This window comes from Bradyrhizobium sp. CCBAU 21365 (assembly GCF_015291305.1).
GTDB lineage: Bacteria > Pseudomonadota > Alphaproteobacteria > Rhizobiales > Xanthobacteraceae > Bradyrhizobium > Bradyrhizobium elkanii.
Map to the genome: position 1 here is coordinate 3462049 of NZ_CP030036.1, position 18240 is coordinate 3480288.

At 65.5% G+C, this 18240-nt stretch carries 10 protein-coding genes and 1 pseudogene; 8 read left to right on the forward strand and 3 right to left on the reverse strand.

What is annotated here, in order from left to right; translation table 11 throughout:
- Window positions 1–208 precede the first annotated feature (208 nt).
- A pseudogene (locus tag XI02_RS15780) lies at window positions 209–1687 on the forward strand (DNA polymerase Y family protein); the annotation flags it as partial.
- Entirely contained in the window at window positions 1684–5256 is a 3573-nt protein-coding gene (locus XI02_RS15785; protein ID WP_172648166.1) for an error-prone DNA polymerase, read from the forward strand. The pseudogene XI02_RS15780 and the gene XI02_RS15785, both read left to right, overlap by 4 nt.
- Before the next feature lie 190 nt (window positions 5257–5446).
- Here the strand turns inward: XI02_RS15785 and XI02_RS15790 are convergent, their stop codons facing one another.
- Window positions 5447–6346, reverse strand: a complete 900-nt coding sequence (locus tag XI02_RS15790; protein ID WP_038379491.1) for a LysR substrate-binding domain-containing protein — start codon at window positions 6344–6346, stop codon at window positions 5447–5449.
- A 135-nt stretch (window positions 6347–6481) separates the two neighbouring features.
- Here XI02_RS15790 and XI02_RS15795 point away from each other — a divergent pair, with 135 nt between their 5' ends.
- Genes XI02_RS15795 through XI02_RS15805 form a run of 3 tightly spaced genes read left to right on the forward strand, consistent with a single transcriptional unit; the run spans window position 6482 to window position 9767 of the window.
- Window positions 6482–7525: a D-cysteine desulfhydrase family protein gene (locus XI02_RS15795; RefSeq protein ID WP_244980707.1), complete on the forward strand. Its 1044-nt coding sequence runs from the start codon at window positions 6482–6484 to the stop codon at window positions 7523–7525.
- 12 nt (window positions 7526–7537) lie between these two features.
- Window positions 7538–9133: an MFS transporter gene (locus tag XI02_RS15800; protein WP_172648165.1), complete on the forward strand. Its 1596-nt coding sequence runs from the start codon at window positions 7538–7540 to the stop codon at window positions 9131–9133.
- Window positions 9134–9167: 34 nt separating this feature from the next.
- Window positions 9168–9767: a VOC family protein gene (locus tag XI02_RS15805; RefSeq protein ID WP_244980706.1), complete on the forward strand. Its 600-nt coding sequence runs from the start codon at window positions 9168–9170 to the stop codon at window positions 9765–9767.
- 967 nt (window positions 9768–10734) lie between these two features.
- Here XI02_RS15805 and XI02_RS15810 read toward each other — a convergent pair.
- Window positions 10735–11022 (reverse strand): hypothetical protein, encoded by a 288-nt coding sequence (locus XI02_RS15810; RefSeq protein WP_018270628.1) that lies wholly within the window; start codon window positions 11020–11022, stop codon window positions 10735–10737.
- A 122-nt stretch (window positions 11023–11144) separates the two neighbouring features.
- Between XI02_RS15810 and XI02_RS15815 the strand changes: the two genes are divergently transcribed.
- The 3 genes from XI02_RS15815 to XI02_RS15825 all read left to right on the forward strand — a co-directional run bounded on the left by XI02_RS15815 (window position 11145) and on the right by XI02_RS15825 (window position 17194).
- Window positions 11145–12551 carry a CoA transferase gene (locus tag XI02_RS15815; RefSeq protein ID WP_194483457.1) on the forward strand — a complete coding sequence of 469 codons (1407 nt, stop codon included), beginning with the start codon at window positions 11145–11147 and terminating at the stop codon, window positions 12549–12551.
- A 151-nt stretch (window positions 12552–12702) separates the two neighbouring features.
- Window positions 12703–13950 (forward strand): efflux RND transporter periplasmic adaptor subunit, encoded by a 1248-nt coding sequence (locus XI02_RS15820; protein WP_018270630.1) that lies wholly within the window; start codon window positions 12703–12705, stop codon window positions 13948–13950.
- Window positions 13951–14065: 115 nt separating this feature from the next.
- The gene (locus tag XI02_RS15825; protein WP_172648163.1) at window positions 14066–17194 is read left to right on the forward strand and encodes an efflux RND transporter permease subunit; all 3129 of its coding nucleotides are present in this window, start codon (window positions 14066–14068) and stop codon (window positions 17192–17194) included.
- Window positions 17195–17209: 15 nt separating this feature from the next.
- On the opposite strand, the gene XI02_RS15830 is transcribed toward XI02_RS15825, so the two are convergent.
- Window positions 17210–18178: an amidohydrolase family protein gene (locus tag XI02_RS15830; protein ID WP_172648162.1), complete on the reverse strand. Its 969-nt coding sequence runs from the start codon at window positions 18176–18178 to the stop codon at window positions 17210–17212.
- Between the last annotated feature and the right edge of the window lie 62 nt (window positions 18179–18240).

The following is an 18240-nucleotide window of genomic DNA, read 5'->3' on the forward strand; positions in this document are numbered from 1 at the left end:
TGACCCCTCATGTGAGGTGAGCACATTGGCAGGGCCCTCTCCCCCCTTGCGGGGGAGAGTTGGAGAGAAGGGTACCACAGACGCCGGCGTATGCGGCTTACCCCTCTCCCTAGCCTCGAGAGCGAGCTCCGCTCGCCTCGGACCCCGCAAGGGGGGAGGGAACCCATCCGCTAAAGCGTCCCTTACAAATGAGTTAGGCAACTGCCTCCCCAGCGTCGTCGTTGCAAAAGACCACAACGCGATCCTGCTGCACGCGATCGACGAGGCGGCGGTGCGGGCCGGGCTGTCGATCGGGCTGCCGCTCGCCAATGCGCGGGCGATCTGTCCGGAGCTCACGGTCTATGACGCCGATCCCGCCGCCGATCTGAAGACGCTGAACGACATCGCCGACTGGTGCGACCGCTTCACGCCGCTGGTGGCGCTCGATCTGCCCTACGGTCTGTTTCTCGACATCACCGGCTGCGCGCATCTGTTCGGCGGCGAGCGCGCGCTGCTGCAGACCGTGACGGGGGCGCTGAGCCGACGCGGCTTTGCCGTCAGCGCGGCGATTGCCGGCACCTCGATCGCGGCGCGTACGCTGACGCGCACCGCCTCGGGCAGGATTGCCGCCGATGGCGAGGAGGCGGCGGCGGTCGGCCCGCTGCCGGTGTCGGCGCTCGGTGCCGATGCCGCTGTCACCACCGGCCTGCGCCGCGCCGGCTTGAAGACCATCGCCGATGTCGCCTCGCGCGCGCCGCATGAAATCTCGGCGCGGTTCGGTGCGGCCTTCACCACCTTGCTCGGCCACGCGCTCGGGCAGGGCGATGCCCCGATCAGCCCGCGCAAGCCGCTGCCCGATTACATCGTCGAGAAGCGTTTCCCCGAGCCGGTCGCGACCGACACCGTGATCGCGCTGACGCTCTCGAGCCTCGCCAAGATGCTGGTTGCGGCGATGGACAAGCAGGGCAAGGGCGCGCGGCAGCTGGAAGCGAGCTTCTTCCGCACCGACGGCGCGGTGCGCGCGATCATGGTCGAGACCGGGCGTCCGGTGACGCGGCCCGAGATGATCGACCGCCTGTTCCGCGAGCGGCTCGATGCGCTGAATGATCCGCTCGATCCCGGCTTCGGCTTCGATCTCATCCGCCTTGCCGCAGGGCGTACCGAGATCGTGGTGCAGCAGCAGCGCGATCTCGACGCCACCATACACGACAATGACGAGCTCTCGGCGCTGATCGACCGCATCGCCGCGCGCATCGGCGGCAAACGCGTCGTCGTGCATCTGCCGCTGGAGAGCCACATCCCCGAACGATCGGCGCTGGCGCTGCCGGCGCAGCATCATCTGGCCGCGGCGGGCGCCGCCGCCTGGCCGGAGCGCGTTGCGGGCGAACCGCCGCTGCGTCCGCTCAGGCTGTTCGAGCGGCCCGAACCGATCAAGGTGCCGTTCGCGACCGTGCCCGACGGTCCGCCGCATCAATTCACTTGGCGGCGCGCGCAGCACGACGTGGTGCGGGTCGAGGGTCCCGAGCGCATCGCGATGGAATGGTGGAAGCAGGACGGCGCGTCGCTGACGCGCGATTATTTCCGCGTCGAGGACGCCGAGGGCCAGCGCTTCTGGATCTTTCGCGACGGCCTCTACGAGAGCGAGCTGCGCGACGAGGAAGGCAGGCCGGTTCCGGCCAACTGGTATGTGCACGGGCTGTTCGCATGAGCGCACCTCCACCCGACTATGCCGAGATCGGCATCACCAGCAATTTCTCCTTCCTGCGCGGCGGTTCCGATCCACGCGCCTATGTGCATCAGGCGAGCGAACTCGGGATTCCCGTGATCGGGCTCGCCGATCACAACACGCTGGCCGGCGTGGTGCGCGCCTGGAAGGAGCTCGACAGCGAGAAGGTCGCCCATCCGCCAAAGCTTTTGATCGGCGCCCGCATCGTCTTCATCGACTCTACGCCCGACATCCTGGTCTATCCGCGCGATCGCGCCGCCTATGGCCGGCTGTGCCAGCTCTTGACCCGCGGCAAGCGCGGCGACGACATCGAGCGCATCGAGAAGGGCGACTGCCGGCTTACCCTGTCCGATCTCATCGACTTCGCCGAAGGCCAGCTTTTGGTGCTGGCGCTGTCGCACCGCTTCGAGGCGCCTGTTGCGCTCGATATCCTTGCGCAACTGAAGGCAAGCGCCGCCGACGGCGTCTGGCTTGCCGCAAGCCTGCTCTATCGCGGCGACGACAAGCGCCGTCTCGCGCGGCTGCATGGCCTCGCCACTGACGCCGGTGTGCCGCTGCTCGCCACCAATGAGGTGCTCTATCACCATCCGGCGCGGCGCCCGCTGCAGGACGTGCTGACCTGCATCCGCGAAAAGACCACGATCGAGGCGGTTGGCCGCAGGCTCGAGGCCAATGCCGAGCGGCATCTCAAGCCGGCGCATGAAATGATCAGGCTGTTCCGCGATCTGCCTGACGCGATCGCGGAAACCATGCGCTTTGCTGCGCGCATCTCTTTCTCGCTCGACCAGCTCAAATATCAGTATCCCGACGAGCCGGTGCCGCCGGGCAAGACCGCGCAGCAGCATCTGGAAGATTTGACCTGGGCCGGTGTCGACAAATATTTCGGCGGCGAGATCGACGAAAAGCTTCGCACCACCCTGAACAAGGAGCTCGCGCTGATCGCCGAGCTGAAATACGCGCATTACTTCCTCACCGTGCATGACATCGTGCACTATGCGCGCAGCCAGAACATCCTGTGCCAGGGGCGCGGCTCGGCGGCGAATTCCGCGGTCTGCTTCGTGCTCGGCGTCACCTCGGTCGATCCGACCAAGGTCGATCTGTTGTTCGAGCGCTTCATCTCCAAGGAGCGGCTGGAGCCGCCCGACATCGACGTCGATTTCGAGCATTCGCGGCGCGAGGAGGTGATGCAATATGTCTACCGCCGCTACGGCCGCCACCGTGCCGCGATCATCGCCACCGTGATCCATTATCGCCCGCGCAGCGCGATCCGTGACGTCGGCAAGGCGCTCGGGCTGACCGAGGACGTCACCGCGGCGCTCGCCGACACCGTGTGGGGCAGCTGGGGCAAGGGCCTCAACGACATGCAGGTGCGCCAGGCCGGGCTGGATCCCAAAAATGCGATGATCAACCTCGCGGTCGAGCTTGCCACCGAGCTGATCGAGTTTCCGCGCCATCTCTCGCAGCATGTCGGCGGCTATGTGCTGACCCAGGACCGGCTCGACACCTATGTGCCGATCGGCAACGCCGCGATGGACGACCGCACCTTCATCGAATGGGACAAGGACGACGTCGACGCGCTTCACATGATGAAGGTCGACGTGCTGGCGCTGGGCATGCTGACCTGCATCCGCAAATGTTTCGACCTGATCGCCGACCACAAGGGCGAGCGCCGGGAGCTCGCCACCGTCCCGCAGGACGAAGAAGAGGTCTACGACATGTTGTGCCGCGGCGAGTCGCTCGGCGTGTTCCAGGTCGAGAGCCGCGCCCAGATGAACATGCTGCCGCGGCTGAGGCCGCAGACCTTCTACGATCTCGTTATCGAGGTCGCGATCGTGCGCCCCGGGCCGATCCAGGGCGACATGGTGCATCCTTATCTCAGGCGGCGTAACAAGCAGGAGCAGGTGACTTATCCATCGCCGGCGCCCGACCAGGGTGACAAAGACGAACTCTACAACGTGCTGCACAAGACGCTCGGCGTGCCGCTGTTCCAGGAGCAGGCGATGCGGATCGCGATCGAGGCGGCAAAGTTCACCTCCGAGGAAGCCAATGGCCTGCGCCGCTCGATGGCGACCTTCCGCAATCTCGGCACCATCGGCAGCTACGAGGAGAAGCTGGTCGGCAACATGGTGGCGCGCGGCTATTCGCCGGACTTCGCCCGCAGCTGCTTCGACCAGATCAAGGGCTTTGGCAGTTACGGCTTCCCGGAAAGCCATGCCGCGAGCTTTGCCCAACTCGTTTACATCTCCTCATGGCTGAAGCACCATCATCCCGATGCGTTCTGCTGCGGCCTGCTCAACTCGCAGCCGATGGGCTTCTATGCCCCGGCCCAGATCGTCGGCGACGCCCGCAAGAACGGCGTCACGGTGCGCGAGGTCGATGTCTCCCATAGCTTTGCGCAGAACACGCTGGAGGAGAAGGTCGGCGATCATTGCGCGGTGCGGCTCGGCTTTCGCCAGATCGACGGATTTCACTGGCTGGATGAGGACGAGGAGCGGTTGAAGCAGTTACAGTTGTCATTCCGGGATGTGCGAAGCGCAGATGTACATGAGTCAGGGAGGCACGAACGGATGGGCTCTCTCCCCCCTTGCGGGGGAGAGTTGGAGAGAGGGGTAAGCCACGACCACCGCCCGTGCGGCTTACCCCTCTCCCTAACCTCGAGAGCGAGCTTCGCTCGCCTCGGACCCCGCAAGGGGGGAGGGAACCCTCCCACCTCCCGAGCGGCCTTGGACGGAGAACTCGACTGGGCCGACCGCATCGTTGCCGCGCGCAACCGCCGGCCGTTCACCTCGCTGGAAGATTTCGCGCGCGACACCGGCCTGCCCAAGCGCGCGCTGATCCTGCTCGCCGACGCCGATGCGTTCCGCTCGCTCGGGCTCGACCGCCGCGAGGCGCTGTGGGCGGTGCGGCGGCTGCTCGACGACGTGCCGCTGCCGCTGTTCGAGGCCGCCACCGCGCGCGAGCAGCCGGATGAGGGCGCCAAGCCGCTGCCGGAGATGCCGCGTCCGGAGCAGGTGGTCGCCGACTATCAGACCATCCGCCTGTCGCTGAAGGGCCATCCGATGGAATTCTTGCGCGAGATGTTCACCAGAGAGCGCGTCGTCGCCTGTCACATCATCAACCTGAGCAACGACCGCCGCCGCGTCCGCTGTGCCGGCGTCGTGCTGGTGCGGCAGCGGCCGGGCAGCGCCAAGGGCGTCGTGTTCATGACGCTGGAGGACGAGACCGGCATCGCCAACATCGTGGTATGGCCGAAGGTGATGGAGCAGTACCGCAAGGAGGTGATGGGCGCGCGCCTGATCCTGGTCGAGGGCTATATCCAGAGCAGCCCGGAGGGCGTGACGCATCTGGTGGCGCAGCGCATGACCGATCGCTCCCACGATCTGATCGGCCTCGCCAATGAATCCTTGAGCCGCAAGCATCCGGTGCCGGCGGGCCCCGCGCTGATCGAGCCGCTCAACGACGACAGGCGCGATCACGGCGACAACTCGCCGCAAAAGATCCGCCACCCGCGCAACGTCCGCATCCTGCCGCCGTCCCGCGATTTCCATTGAACCGCGTGCGACGGCTCTCTCACCGTTACCCTGAGGAGGCCGCGGAGCGGCCGTCTCGAAGGGCGACGGCCCGGCTTTCTCCGCGCGACTGCCAGCGGGGCCGTGCATCCTTCGAGGCGCGCAAATAAGAGTAGGGCGCATTGTGCGGTGTGCCGGAGCATGCGGCCGACCACCGTTTATCGTCGCTGCATCAGCGCGCGATTCTCACGGGTGCATCGCGCAAGCTGTCTCCTCGCGCTGGCGGCGCGAGGTTCTGCACCGAGTCCGAAAGATAGGTTCCGAGATAGCGCGCGGCTTCGCTGCGCGTGGCCCCGGCATAGAGCGCGATCTCGGTGTCCGGCAGCGCGGGCAGCCCGTCGGCCGCGCCTAGAATTTCGAACTCAGGCAGCACGGTGCTTTCCGCCAAGGCGGTGATGCCAATGCCGGCGGAGACCGCAGCCTGCACGCCCGCGAGGCTGGTGCTGGTGTAGACGATCTCCCACGGTCGCGCGCAGGCGCGCATCCGCCGCAGGACCTCGGGACGATAGACGCAACCATGCGGAAACATCACCAGCGGCAGCGGATCTGCCGCGAAAGCGCGGCCGCGTGCACCCACCCAAACGAGCGGCTCGCGCCACAGCGCATCGCCGTCAGTCGCCTCGAATTCACGGCGCGCCAGCACGATATCGAGATCGCCGTTGCCGAGATCCCGCATCAGTTCTGCCGTCAGCGCGCTGCGCACCTCAAGGCGAATCGCGGGATGCGCGGCAGTGAAACGGCGCAGCACCAGCGGCAAATGGCGCGTGGCGAAATCCTCCGGCAGTCCGAGCCGCACCGTGCCGGTCACCGGCGGTCGCCGCAGCTTCAACAGTGCTTCGTCGTTCAACTCGAGCAACGCTTCCGCGTAGGTTCGCAGCACCTCGCCCTGTTCGGTCAGGGCGACGCCACGGCCCTGACGGTCGAACAACGGCCGCCCGACGATCTCCTCCAGGCGACGGATGTGCAGGCTGATCGTGGACTGCGTCTTGTGCAGCCGACCGGCAGCGCGCGTGAAGCCGCCCTGCTCAATCACCGCGAGAAAGGTGCGCACCAGCTCGAGATCGAGGTTCATGGCCGATCCATCTATAATTCCGATGGGTTTCCATCGAAATAACTCGTTTCACTAATCAAAGGTCGAAATGTAGCGTCCCTTCCGTCGCCAAACAATGGCTGCCGATCGCTTGCAGCAAATACATAGGGATGGACGATGGGTGAGCTGCCGCGGCAAGCGGATGATCGGGGAGTGGCGGCACGCTGGCTTGCTCCGCATCCGCGGGTCGCCATCGTTCACGCGCCCACAGCGCTGGAACGGCTCGATCGGCTTTCCCACGCCCTTGACGGACCCACGGTGTGGGTGAAGCGCGATGACTGCACCGGCCTGGCCGGCGGCGGCAACAAGGCGCGCAAGCTCGAATTTCTCATTGGTGAGGCGCTGGCGGATGCTGCCGATACGGTGATCACAGCCGGCGCGGTTCAGTCCAATCATGCGCGGCAGGTCACGGCCGCCGCGGCGCGCTTCGGTCTGCGCACGATCCTGCTGCTCACCGAGACCGTCACAGGGCGCGGCGATGCTTACCAGAACAACGGCAATCTGCTGCTCGATCGCCTGCTTCGCGCCGAGATCCGCCGCGCCGGCGATGTCGAGAGCGCACCAGTGCTGGCTCGCATCGCCGAGGAAGAGCGCGCGCAAGGGCGGCGACCTTGTGTCATACCCGTGGGCGGGTCCAACGCCGTAGGCACGCTTGGCTATGTCGCCGGCGGCCTGGAGCTGCTGGCCCAGCTTGGCGCCCTCGGCGTCAACGCGACCACGGTCGTGCATGCCACAGGCAGTGGCGGCACGCAGGCGGGGCTGTTGCTCGCCACGCGGATGGCTGGCGCTGCGCTCGATGTGCTTGGCATCTCGGTCGGTGCGCCGGTGGAGCGCCAACGAGGGCGGGTGCTGCAGGCGCTACGCGCGGCAGCCGCGCGGATCGGCATCAGCGACCTGCACGCGGTGGATGCCGCGGTCGCGGTGGACGACCGCTTTGTCGGTCCGGGCTATGGCCGGCCAGCGGCCGAGACGATCGCTGCCATTCGCATTGCCGCCGAGACCGAGGGACTGCTGCTTGATCCCGTCTACAGCGGCAAGGCGATGGCGGGTTTGATCGCGCTGATCCGCGCGGGTCGGTTTCGGCGCGGTCAGCACGTCGTGTTCTTGCACACGGGCGGGGCGCAGGCGCTCGGCGCCTATGCCGACGACTTCGCATTATAGGGGAGGGACAACATGGTCACCATGACGGACAACGATGTCGTGCCGGAGGCTGCAGCGTCGCGGCGGCTGGTTATCACCGCCGCATCGCTCGGCACCATCTTCGAATGGTACGATTTCTACATATACGGCGCGCTGGCGGTGTTTTTCGGTGCGCTGTTCTTTCCGCCCGGCAACGACACGGCGGCCTTCCTCGCAAGCCTCGCCACGTTCGGTGCGGGCTTCGCCGTGCGCCCGCTGGGCGCGCTTGTGTTTGGCCGCCTCGGGGATATGGTCGGGCGCAAATACACTTTCCTCGTCACTATCCTGATTATGGGCCTGTCGACCGCTGCGGTGGGCCTCCTGCCGACCTATGCCGCGGTCGGCCTGCTGGCGCCGGTGCTGCTGGTCGGCCTGCGCTTGTTGCAAGGGCTTGCGATCGGTGGCGAGTACGGTGGCGCGGCGATCTACGTCGCCGAGCATGCGCCGGATCACTTGCGCGGCCGTCACACCAGTTGGATCCAAACCACGTCCACCGTCGGTCTTCTGCTGTCGCTCGGTGTCATCCTGGTCTGCCGCCAGACAATGGACGCGGCGTCGTTCGCGGCCTGGGGCTGGCGAATTCCATTTATCCTCTCGGTTGCGCTGCTCGGCATCTCCGTCTACATCCGGCTGCGGCTGGAGGAATCGCCGGTTTTTGCGGCGATGAAACGTACCGGCGCAGTCTCGCGCGCGCCGTTCCGCGACAGCTTCGGCAACTGGACCAACCTGAGCCGCATTCTGGTCGCGTTGTTCGGTGCGACCGCGGGGCAGGCGGTGGTCTGGTACACCGGCCAGTTCTATGCGCTCTACTTCCTCACCGCGACGTTGAAGCTCGATTATGTCAACGCCTACCTGCTGATCGCGCTTGCACTCGTCGCCGGCACGCCACTCTACATCTTGTTTGGCGCGCTATCCGATCGCATCGGCCGCAAGCCGCTGATCGTCGGCGGCTTCCTGCTCGCGGCGCTCACCTATTTCCCGCTGTTTCATGCGCTGACCGCTGCGGTGAACCCGGCGCTCGATACCGCTCAGCGCAACAGCCCCGTTACCGTCGCAGCGCACGATTGCAACGTCAATGTGTTCGCCAAACCGGTAACGTCATGCGATCTCGCCAGGGATTTTCTCTCCAAGGCCGGTGTCACCTATGCCAGCGTCCCGACCACCGATCCGGCCGGCGTGGTGGTGCGCATCGGTGTCGCCGAGATCAGGGGCTACGACGCCACCGCCTACGCCGCGGCGCTCGCCGCAGCCGGATATCCGAAGGCCACCGATCCCTCGCAGATCCGCTGGGTGCCTGCGACGCTGCTGCTGACTGTGATGATGGTGTGGGCCACCATGGTCTATGGGCCGATGGCAGCGTTTCTGGTCGAGCTGTTTCCGGCGCGCATCCGGTACACCTCGCTGTCGCTGCCGTTCCATGTCGGCAACGGCTTGTTCGGCGGCTTTCTGCCGTTCGTCGCCTTCGCCGTCGTGGTGGTCACTGGCGATCCCTATGCCGGGCTCTGGTATCCGGTCGGCGTCGCCGTGGTGAGTTTCGTGGTTGGTCTGCTGTTCATCCGCGATCGCACCGGTTGCCGCGTCGCCGACTAACCTCGCCCATCGATCTCGTTACGCGATCCGCATCTTGCGGATCGGTCATCTCTCAAGGAGTGTGTCCATGCGCACCGATCCCAAGCACGTCGCCCCCGGAACGCCACATGCAGAGCGAACAGGAACCATCAATCATTTGCGGCTCACCGTGTCTGACATTGCGCGCGCGAAAGCCTTCTATCATCCGGTCATGGAGCGGCTGGGCTATCTGCTCGTGGAGGAGAGCCGGACGCGTCTCGCTTGGGCGAGTTGGGCGCCGCACGGTACGCTGCACTGGTTCATCATGAGCGTCGCCAATCCGGACAGTCCGAACAAGGCGCATGATCGTTATTCGGCGGGCTTCCACCATCTTGCCTGGAACGTCGGTTCGCGCGCCGAGGTCGATGGCTTCCACGACTTCCTGCTGGCGCGCGGCGTGCAGATCCTCGACCCGCCAGCCGAGTATGACTATGAGCCTGGCTACTATGCTTTCTTCTTCTCCGACCCGGATGATCTCAAGCTTGAGATCATGCATGTCGATGTCGCCGGAAGCCTCGCGTACTGGCGCCGGTTCTCGAAGGCGGGGGCACCACTGACGCCGCTGGAAATCTCCGAGCCGCTGTTCATACGCGCAGCGCTTGCGAAGCAGGAATGAGCGGGCGTGGGGTGATCTCCGAGATTGATATCGCGGTGATCCGGCGTACTGCGACAAAACAACCCGACGGGCAACTCGGCAAAAACCTGTCAAGCCTCGCGCGCGAAAATTTTTCGCTTTATCAGAAGTGCAGCTTAGTATATGGTTCGTCCGTCTCACCCGATCGAGGGGCGCTTCGCGGTCGTCACGAACGTGGGTCGAGATGCGGTGGACGCTGCGCGTGGTACTGACGAGAGCACGCAAGGTGGACGGCGAAATCGTGCAGGCCTGACGCCCTAGTGGTAGGTGTCTTTTCGCATTGCGCGACGCGCGTTGCGAAGACGGTGACAACAAAGCCCAGTCTCGCCGGGGAGAGCACGTATAAGTCGTAAGCCATCGCGCAGGGAGAGCCGGATTGCTCCGGTTACACCTGTGGTCCTACCCCCGAGCTTTCTACCTATTGCTCGGGGCCCATGGGTGCGATCGGCACCCGGCTTTCCCTGCGCCCTCTGTTCAAGAGAGGGCGGAACGAGATGCAAAGCTCGGACAAAACATGTCGCGAGAACGCGGAAGCATGACTCACATACCGCGCCACACACTCATCGTCGTCCTGGCGAAGGCCGGGACCCATAACCACCGTTGCAAATGGTTACGCGATGCTGGAACGACGAGTGCCATCCACCACATCCGCTGCGGCGTATGGGTCCCGGCCTTCGCCGGGACGACGCCTGGGACTTAACCACCGAAGCAAATTGCTATGCACTCTTGCAACGGCGAGTCCCGCCTACAACATTCGCCGCGGCGTATGCGTTCTCTGAGTCCAGCGGCGCGAACGCGCCATCGTCCATCCAATCGGTTCATCGACTGATGTCGCGCGAATGCGAACGTGCAGCCTACACGCGAATGCTGACACGCAGCTTACAATTGGCCGCTATCGGACGGGCCCCATGTCGCATCGACGACGGATGACTTCCTCAGCCGCTGCATGCTACTCCACCGCGGCGCCGACCGGCGGTCCGCCGGGTGGGCGGTGCAGGAAGGTGATCGATGCGTAAGCGCCGACCCACGAGCCGAGGGCGGCGAAGGCGACGTAGAGCCAGTTTTCGGTGTAGCTGATCACCGCATAGGAGGAGAGCACATACCAGACGCTGCTCCAGGTCGCCGCCGGCACGCGCTTGCGTGCCACGACCGCCGAGGTGAACATGACATAGACCGCGTCGGTCGCTGCGGTCGCGAGGAAGACAGCGCCGGCGGTGAGGGGATCGATGGCAGCCATTGCAACTCCTGTGTGGGTCAGGCAGAGCTAGATATAGGCAGGGCTGGAAATGACAGTTGGGATCGGGCACCGCCTTTTTGTCATCATGCTCGGGCATAGAATAATCGCAAACGGGTATGCGCATGCAGGACATTCGTGAAATCCTTTCCGATGTCTGGACCGGCGCCGGCGGCGCGCCGGCCGCGCTCGATGCGGTCGCGCTGACCGGCAGCGAGCCGCAGCTGCCGTCGTCGTTTCGGGTCGCAGCCGCAGCGCAGGCGCCGATCGCAGCGGCCGGCCTCGCGGCGGCCGAGATCTGGAAGGCCCGCGGCGGCGAGCAGCAAGAGGTCGCGGTCGACATCCGCCATGCCGTCGTCGAATGCCGCAGCGAGCGCTATTTGCGCGTCGACGACAAGCCGCCGCCGCCGGCCTGGGACAAGATCGCCGGCGTCTATCGTGCCAAAGACAATCGCTTCGTCCGCCTGCACACCAATTTCCCGCATCATCGCGACGCTGTCTGCAAGGTGCTGGGTTGCAACGCCGAACGTGACGAGGTCCAGGCCGCGCTGCTGCGATGGGACGGCGAGGCGTTTGAGACCGCGGCCTACGCCGCCGGCGGCGTCGTCGCCTTGATGCGCTCGCACGACGAATGGTCGGCGACGCCGCATGCCAAAGAACTGGCAAAGCTGCCGCTGGTCTCGATCGAGAAGATCGGCGAGGCCGCGCCGAAGCCGTGGCCCGCCGGCAACCGGCCGCTGGCCGGCATCCGTGTGCTCGATCTGTCGCGCGTGATCGCCGGTCCCGTCGCCGGCCGCACGCTCGCGGCGCATGGTGCCGACGTGCTGCTGATCTCCGGTCCCGATCTGCCGGCGATCCCCTGGCTCACCATCGACACCGGCCGCGGCAAGCTCACGAGCTTCCTCGAGCTGCGGAGCGAGCAGGGGCGGGGCGTGATGCGCGGTCTCGTGGCGCAGGCCGATATTCTCTCGCAGGGCTATCGTCCGCAGGCGATTGCGCGGCTCGGCTTCTCGCCGGACGAAGCGGCGCGGATCAATCCCGGGATCGTCTATGTGACGCTGTCGGCCTATGGTCATGCCGGACCGTGGGCCGAGCGCCGCGGCTTCGACTCGCTGGTGCAGACCACGACCGGCTTCAATCACGCCGAAGGACGGGCGGCCGGCACCGATGGGCCGAAGGAATTGCCGGCCCAGATGCTCGACCACGCCACCGGATATTTCATGGCGTTCGGTGCTATGATGGCGAAGGCCCGCCAGGCCCGCGAAGGCGGCAGCTGGCACGTCCGGGTATCGCTGGCGCAGACCGGGCGCTGGCTGTGGAATCTCGGCCGCCTCGAAGGAGGCCTTGCGACCGAGGACCTGAAGGCGGATGCGGTGCAGCCCTTCATCGAACGGCTGCCGTCCGGTTTCGGCGCGCTGAGCTCGGTCCGCCACGCGGCGGTTCTGTCGCGGACCCCGGCCCATTGGTCCCGTCCGGCCATGCCGCTCGGCAGCCATCCTCCGGAGTTTCCTCCCCCGGAGTTTCCCGGATGAGACATTCAGCTGCCGTTCAGGCTATCCAAACTTTAACGACTGGCATCGCCGAAGGGCGATTTTTAGGTTGTTTGATACGCCAATTCAGCACTATTAGCGCACCGCTGGGGCTGTCCCGCCGGACGCTGCAACGATCGACCCCGCGGACCGCATGGTGAAAGAGTTTACCAAGAGAATGCAGAGCTTTAGCCGCCCGCGCTTGGTCGTGGCCGCGGCGCTGCTGGCGGTTGCCTGCGCGGGTGCCTATGGCTACACGCGTTTCGGCACGGAAAAGCAGACATCTTCGGAAGTCTCCAGCCAGTCCCGCAAGGGCGGCGCGCGCTATGCGCCGTCGGCGGCCGAGTGGGCCAGCCTGACCTTCCAGACCGTGAGCGAGCGCACCTTCCGCTCCGAGCTGGTGACCGAGGGCAAGATCGGCATCGATGAGGACCGCTCCACCCCGGTCTACTCGCCCTACACCGGGCGCGTCACCCGCCTCATGGTGCGGCCGGGCGATGCCGTGGTGAAGGGCCAGCCGCTGTTCGTGATCGAGGCGGCCGACACCGTGCAGGCGCAGAACGATTACGTCGCGGCGATGACCGGCCTCAACAAGGCGCAGTCGGCGCTCGACCTGGCGCAGATTCAGGAGAAGCGCGCCAAGGATCTGTCCGAGGGCAAGGCGATCCCGCTGAAGGATTATCAGCAGGCGCAGGCGGCGCTGGTGCAGGCGCAGAATGATGCGCGCTCGGCGCAGACGCTTTTGGAAGCGGCGCAGAACAAGCTGCGCATCCTCGGCTTCAGCGACGACGACATCACGACGCTGCGGCAGAAGGGCCGCCTCAATCCGGAGACGACGGTGTTCGCGCCGATCGGCGGCACCGTGGTTCAGCGCAAGGCCGGTCCGGGCCAGTATGTCTCGACCGGCGCCAGCGACCCGGTCTACGTGATCGGCGATCTGTCGACCGTCTGGCTGATCGCCTTTGTCCGCGAATCCGACGCCGACAGCGTCGCGGTCGGGCAGGACCTCACCTTCAGCGTGATGGCGCTGCCGGGCAAGGTGCTGAACGCCCGGGTCAACTATGTCGCCGCGGCGATCGACGCGACCTCGCGCCGCCTCCTGGTCCGCGCCACCATCGACAACGCCGACAAGCGGCTGAAGCCCGAGATGTTCGCCAATGTGACGCTGTATTCGAAGGGCGATCATCCGGCGGTCGGCGTGCCGAAGCAGGCGCTGATCTACGAGGGTGATCAGGTTCGGGTCTGGGTCGCGAGGCCCGACGACAAGACCATCGAACTGCGCCAGATCAAGCCCGGCCTCATCAATGGCGACCTCGTCGAGGTCGCCGGCAACCTCAAGCCGGGCGAGCAGATCGTGACGAAGGGAAGCCTCTTCATCGACCGCGCCGCATCAGGCACCTAAGCGCATGATCCGGAAACGTGGGAAGCGGTTTTCCCTCGCGACAAACGCGCAACGCGTTTGCGCGGAGATCACGCTCAATAAGAAAAGTCCCTTCCAGTTGAAAGCGCCGATCTGAATGGATCGCCTCGTCGCCCTTGCCGTCAATCGCCGCTACTTGATGGTGGCCATGTTCGTGGCCGTCTTCATCGGCGGCCTGCTCGCGTTCAAGCAGCTCAACATCGAGGCCTATCCCGATCCGACCCCGCCGATGGTCGACATCGTGACGCAGAGCCCGGGTCTCTCGGCCGAGGAGATCGAGCGCTACATCACGATCCCGATCGAGACCCAGGTCGCCGGCATCAAGAACCTCAAGACCATCCGTACCATCTCGCTGTACGGCCTTTCCGACGTCAAGCTGCAGTTCTCCTTCGACTACACCTATGACGAGGCGCTGCAACAGGTGCTCAACCGCCTGTCGCAGCTCGCGCCGCTTCCGGGCAACGTGCTGCCCGGCATCTCGCCGCTCAGCCCGATCGGCGAAATCTTCCGCTACCGCCTGAAGGGACCGCCGAACTACAGCGTGCTCGACCTCAAGACGCTGCAGGACTGGGTGCTGCAGCGCCGCTTCCGCGCGGTGCCCGGCGTGATCGACGTGACCGGCTGGGGCGGCAAGACCAAGACCTATGAGATCCAGGTCGACTTCAACAAGCTGGTCGCCAACGGCCTGACGCTGCCGCAGGTGCTGCAGGCGGTTTCCAACGCCAACATCAATGTCGGCGGCAACACCGTGAACATCGGCTCGCAATCGGCCGTGGTGCGCGGCGTCGGCCTGATCCGCTCGATCGACGACCTCGCCAACACCATGGTCTCGCAGTCCGGCGGCAATCCGGTGCTGGTGCGCGACATTGCCCATGTCACGATCGGCGAGAAGCCGCGGCTCGGCATCGCCGGCCTCGACAATGACGACGACATCGTGCAGGGCATCGTGCTGATGCGCCGCGGCGAGCAGAGCTCGCCGACGATCTCCCGCGTCGAGCAGCTGGTCCACGACATCAACCATTCCTCGATCCTGCCGCCCGGCGTGAAGATCGAGCGGATCTACGACCGCAAGGACCTGATCGAGCTCACCACCCACACCGTGCTGCACAACATGGTGGTCGGCATCCTCCTGATCGTGCTGTTGCAGTGGATCTTCCTCGGCGACCTCCGCAGTGCGCTGATCGTCGGCGCGACGATCCCGTTCGCGCTGTTCTTCGCCGTGATCATCCTGGTGCTGCGGGGCGAATCCGCCAATCTGCTGTCGGTCGGCGCGATCGATTTCGGCCTGATCGTCGATGCCACCGTGATCATGGTGGAGGCGATCTTCCGCCGGCTGTCGCAGACCACCGCGCTGTCGGAAGACGAGCGAAGCCACATCTCCGAGGACACGGTGATGGGGATGAAGAGTCATGCGATCCTGTCGGCGGGGGCCGATGTGTCGCGTTCGATCTTCTTTGCCGCGGCGATCATCATCGCGGCGTTCCTGCCGCTGTTCACGCTATCCGGTGTCGAGGGCAACATCTTCGGCCCGATGGCGCGCACCTATGCCTATGCGCTTGCCGGCGGCCTGCTTGCGACCTTCACGGTGACGCCGGCGCTGAGCGCGATCATCCTGCCGGCGCACATCCACGAGACCGAGACCTGGATCGTCAAGAAGCTCGACGGGATCTACGTGCCGGTGCTGAACTGGGCGATCGCCAACCGCAAGATGGTGATGACCGGTGCGGCCGGCCTCGTGGTCATGACCATCATCTTCGCGCGCTTCCTCGGCCTCGAATTCCTGCCGAAGCTGGAAGAGGGCAATCTGTGGATCCGCGCCACGCTGCCGCCGACGATCTCGCTGCAGGAAGGCAATGCCTATGTCAACGAGATGCGCAAGCTGATCCGCAGCCGTCCCGAGGTGCTGTCGGTGGTGTCGCAGCATGGCCGTCCCGACGACGGCACCGACGCGGCAGGCCTGTTCAACGCCGAGTTCTTCGCGCCGCTGAAGCCGGCCAGCGAATGGCCTACCACCCACGACAAGGAAGTGCTTACCGCGCAATTGCTGGCGCAGCTGCAGGAGAGATTCCCGGGCGTCGAATTCAATTTCTCGCAATATCTGCAGGACAACGTGTCGGAAGCGGTGTCCGGCGTGAAGGGCGAGAACTCGATCAAGCTCTACGGCAATGATCTGCAGGCGCTGACCGACACCGCCAACAAGATCAAGTCGGTGTTGTCGACCGTGCAGGGTGTCACCGACCTCGCGGTGTTCACCTCGCTCGGCCAGCCGACCATCCAGATCGACGTCGATCGCGCCCGTGCCGCGCGCTATGGCCTGTCGCCGGGCGACATCAACGCCACGATCCGGGTTGCGGTCGGCGGCGACAGCGCCGGCGACCTTTATGAGCCCGGCAGCGACCGGCACTTCCCGATCATCGTCCGCCTTGCGCCGGAATACCGCAAGAGCGCGGAGGCGATCCAGAACTTGCGGATCGGGGTGGCCAACGCCAATGGCGGCATCACGCAGATCCCGCTCTCTGAAGTAGCCTCGATCAACCTGATCTCCGGCGCGGCCTATATCTACCGCGAACAGCAGGAACGTTACCTGCCGATCAAGTTCTCGGTGCGCGAGCGCGACCTCGGCAGCGCGATCCGGGAGGCGCAGCAGAAGATCGACGAGCAGGTCCAGCTGCCGCCGGGATCGCGTGTCGAGTGGGTCGGCGAATTCGGCAATCTGCAGGATGCGATCAGGCGGCTGTCGATCGTGGTGCCGATCAGCCTCGCGCTGATCGCGGTGCTGCTGTTCTTCAATTTCGGCTCGATGGTCGACACCATGCTCGCGATGAGCGTGATCCCGATGGCGATCTTCGGCGGCGTGCTCGGGCTTCTGATCTCGGGGATTCCGTTCAGCGTCTCGGCGGCGATCGGCTTCATCGCGCTGTTCGGCATCGCCGTGATGGACGGCATCATCATCCTGTCGCAGTTCAACCAGTTGATCGATGAAGGCTATGACCGGATGCGCGCGGTGATCCGCACCGGCGAGCTGCAGTTGCGTCCGGTGCTGATGACCTGCGTGGTGGCGGGCGTCGGCCTGTTGCCGGCGGCGATTTCGGAAGGCATCGGCTCGCAGGTGCAGAAGCCGCTCGCCATCGTCGTCGTCACCGGCATGATGCTGGCGCCACTGGTGATCCTGATCACGCTGCCGGTGCTGATCTTCTATTTCTCGCGCCGGCCGCGCGAGCGCTAGCTAGCTCAGAAGGGATCAGGTGAAGCCGTAGAGCCGTGCCGGGTTGTCGACCAGGATCGCCTTGCGGATCGCGGCATCCGGCGCCCAGACCGGAAGCTGGTTGAGGAGGCGGCCGTCGTCGATCTGAAACAACGGTGTCACGTCGGTGACCTTCTTGCCTTGCGGCGTCACCGAATCCGGATGCGGCCAGTCGGTGCCCCAGACGATGCGCTCGGCATTGGCCGCGATCAGCGCCTGCGCCAGCGGCGTGGCGTCGGCATAATCGGGCGCGAGCTTGGAGGCGCGGTAGGCGCCGGAAATCTTGACATAGGCCTTGCCGGACTTGACCAGCGCGAGCAGGTCGGCAAATCCCGGCTGGCCGGTGCCGAGCGCGGCCTCGGCGCCGCCGAAATGATCGAACACGACCGGCACCGGCGCTGTGGCGACGAGGTCCTTGATCGCGGAGATCATGGCGAGGCTGGTGAACAGCTGCACATGCCAGCCGCGCGCCTTCATCCGCTCGATCGCGGCCGAGAAGCGCTGCCGGCCGACATTGGGATCGTTGACGCCGCCGGTCGCGAGGTTGAGGCGGATGCCGCGGAAGCCGGCCTTGTTCATGGCATCGAGATCGCTCTCGCTGGTCTTGTCGTCGATCACGGCGACGCCGCGCGCGGTCGGCCCGCGGGCCGTGATGCCGAACAGGGTCGACGAATTGTCGGGGCCGTAGACGCTCGGCGTCACGATCACCACGCGTTCGACATGGAGCGCCTTGTGCAGCGCGCTCATCTCCTCCGGCGAGGCCGGTTCCGGCGTGTAGACGCGGCCGGCGAAGAACGGGAATTTCTCGGGGTCGCCATGGATGTGGGTGTGGCAGTCGCACGCCCCGGCAGGCACGTCGAAGTTCACCGCGGTCGATGGTTGCGCTGCCTTGGAAAATGCGTTGCTGCTGGTCATGGTCACTCCGGCTGCGATGGAAGCCAGCATCATATCGCGTCGCGTCAGCATTGGACGTCTCCCTGCGTGCTCGGCTGTTATGCGCGTCATACGCGCGCCGGCATTATGGCTTG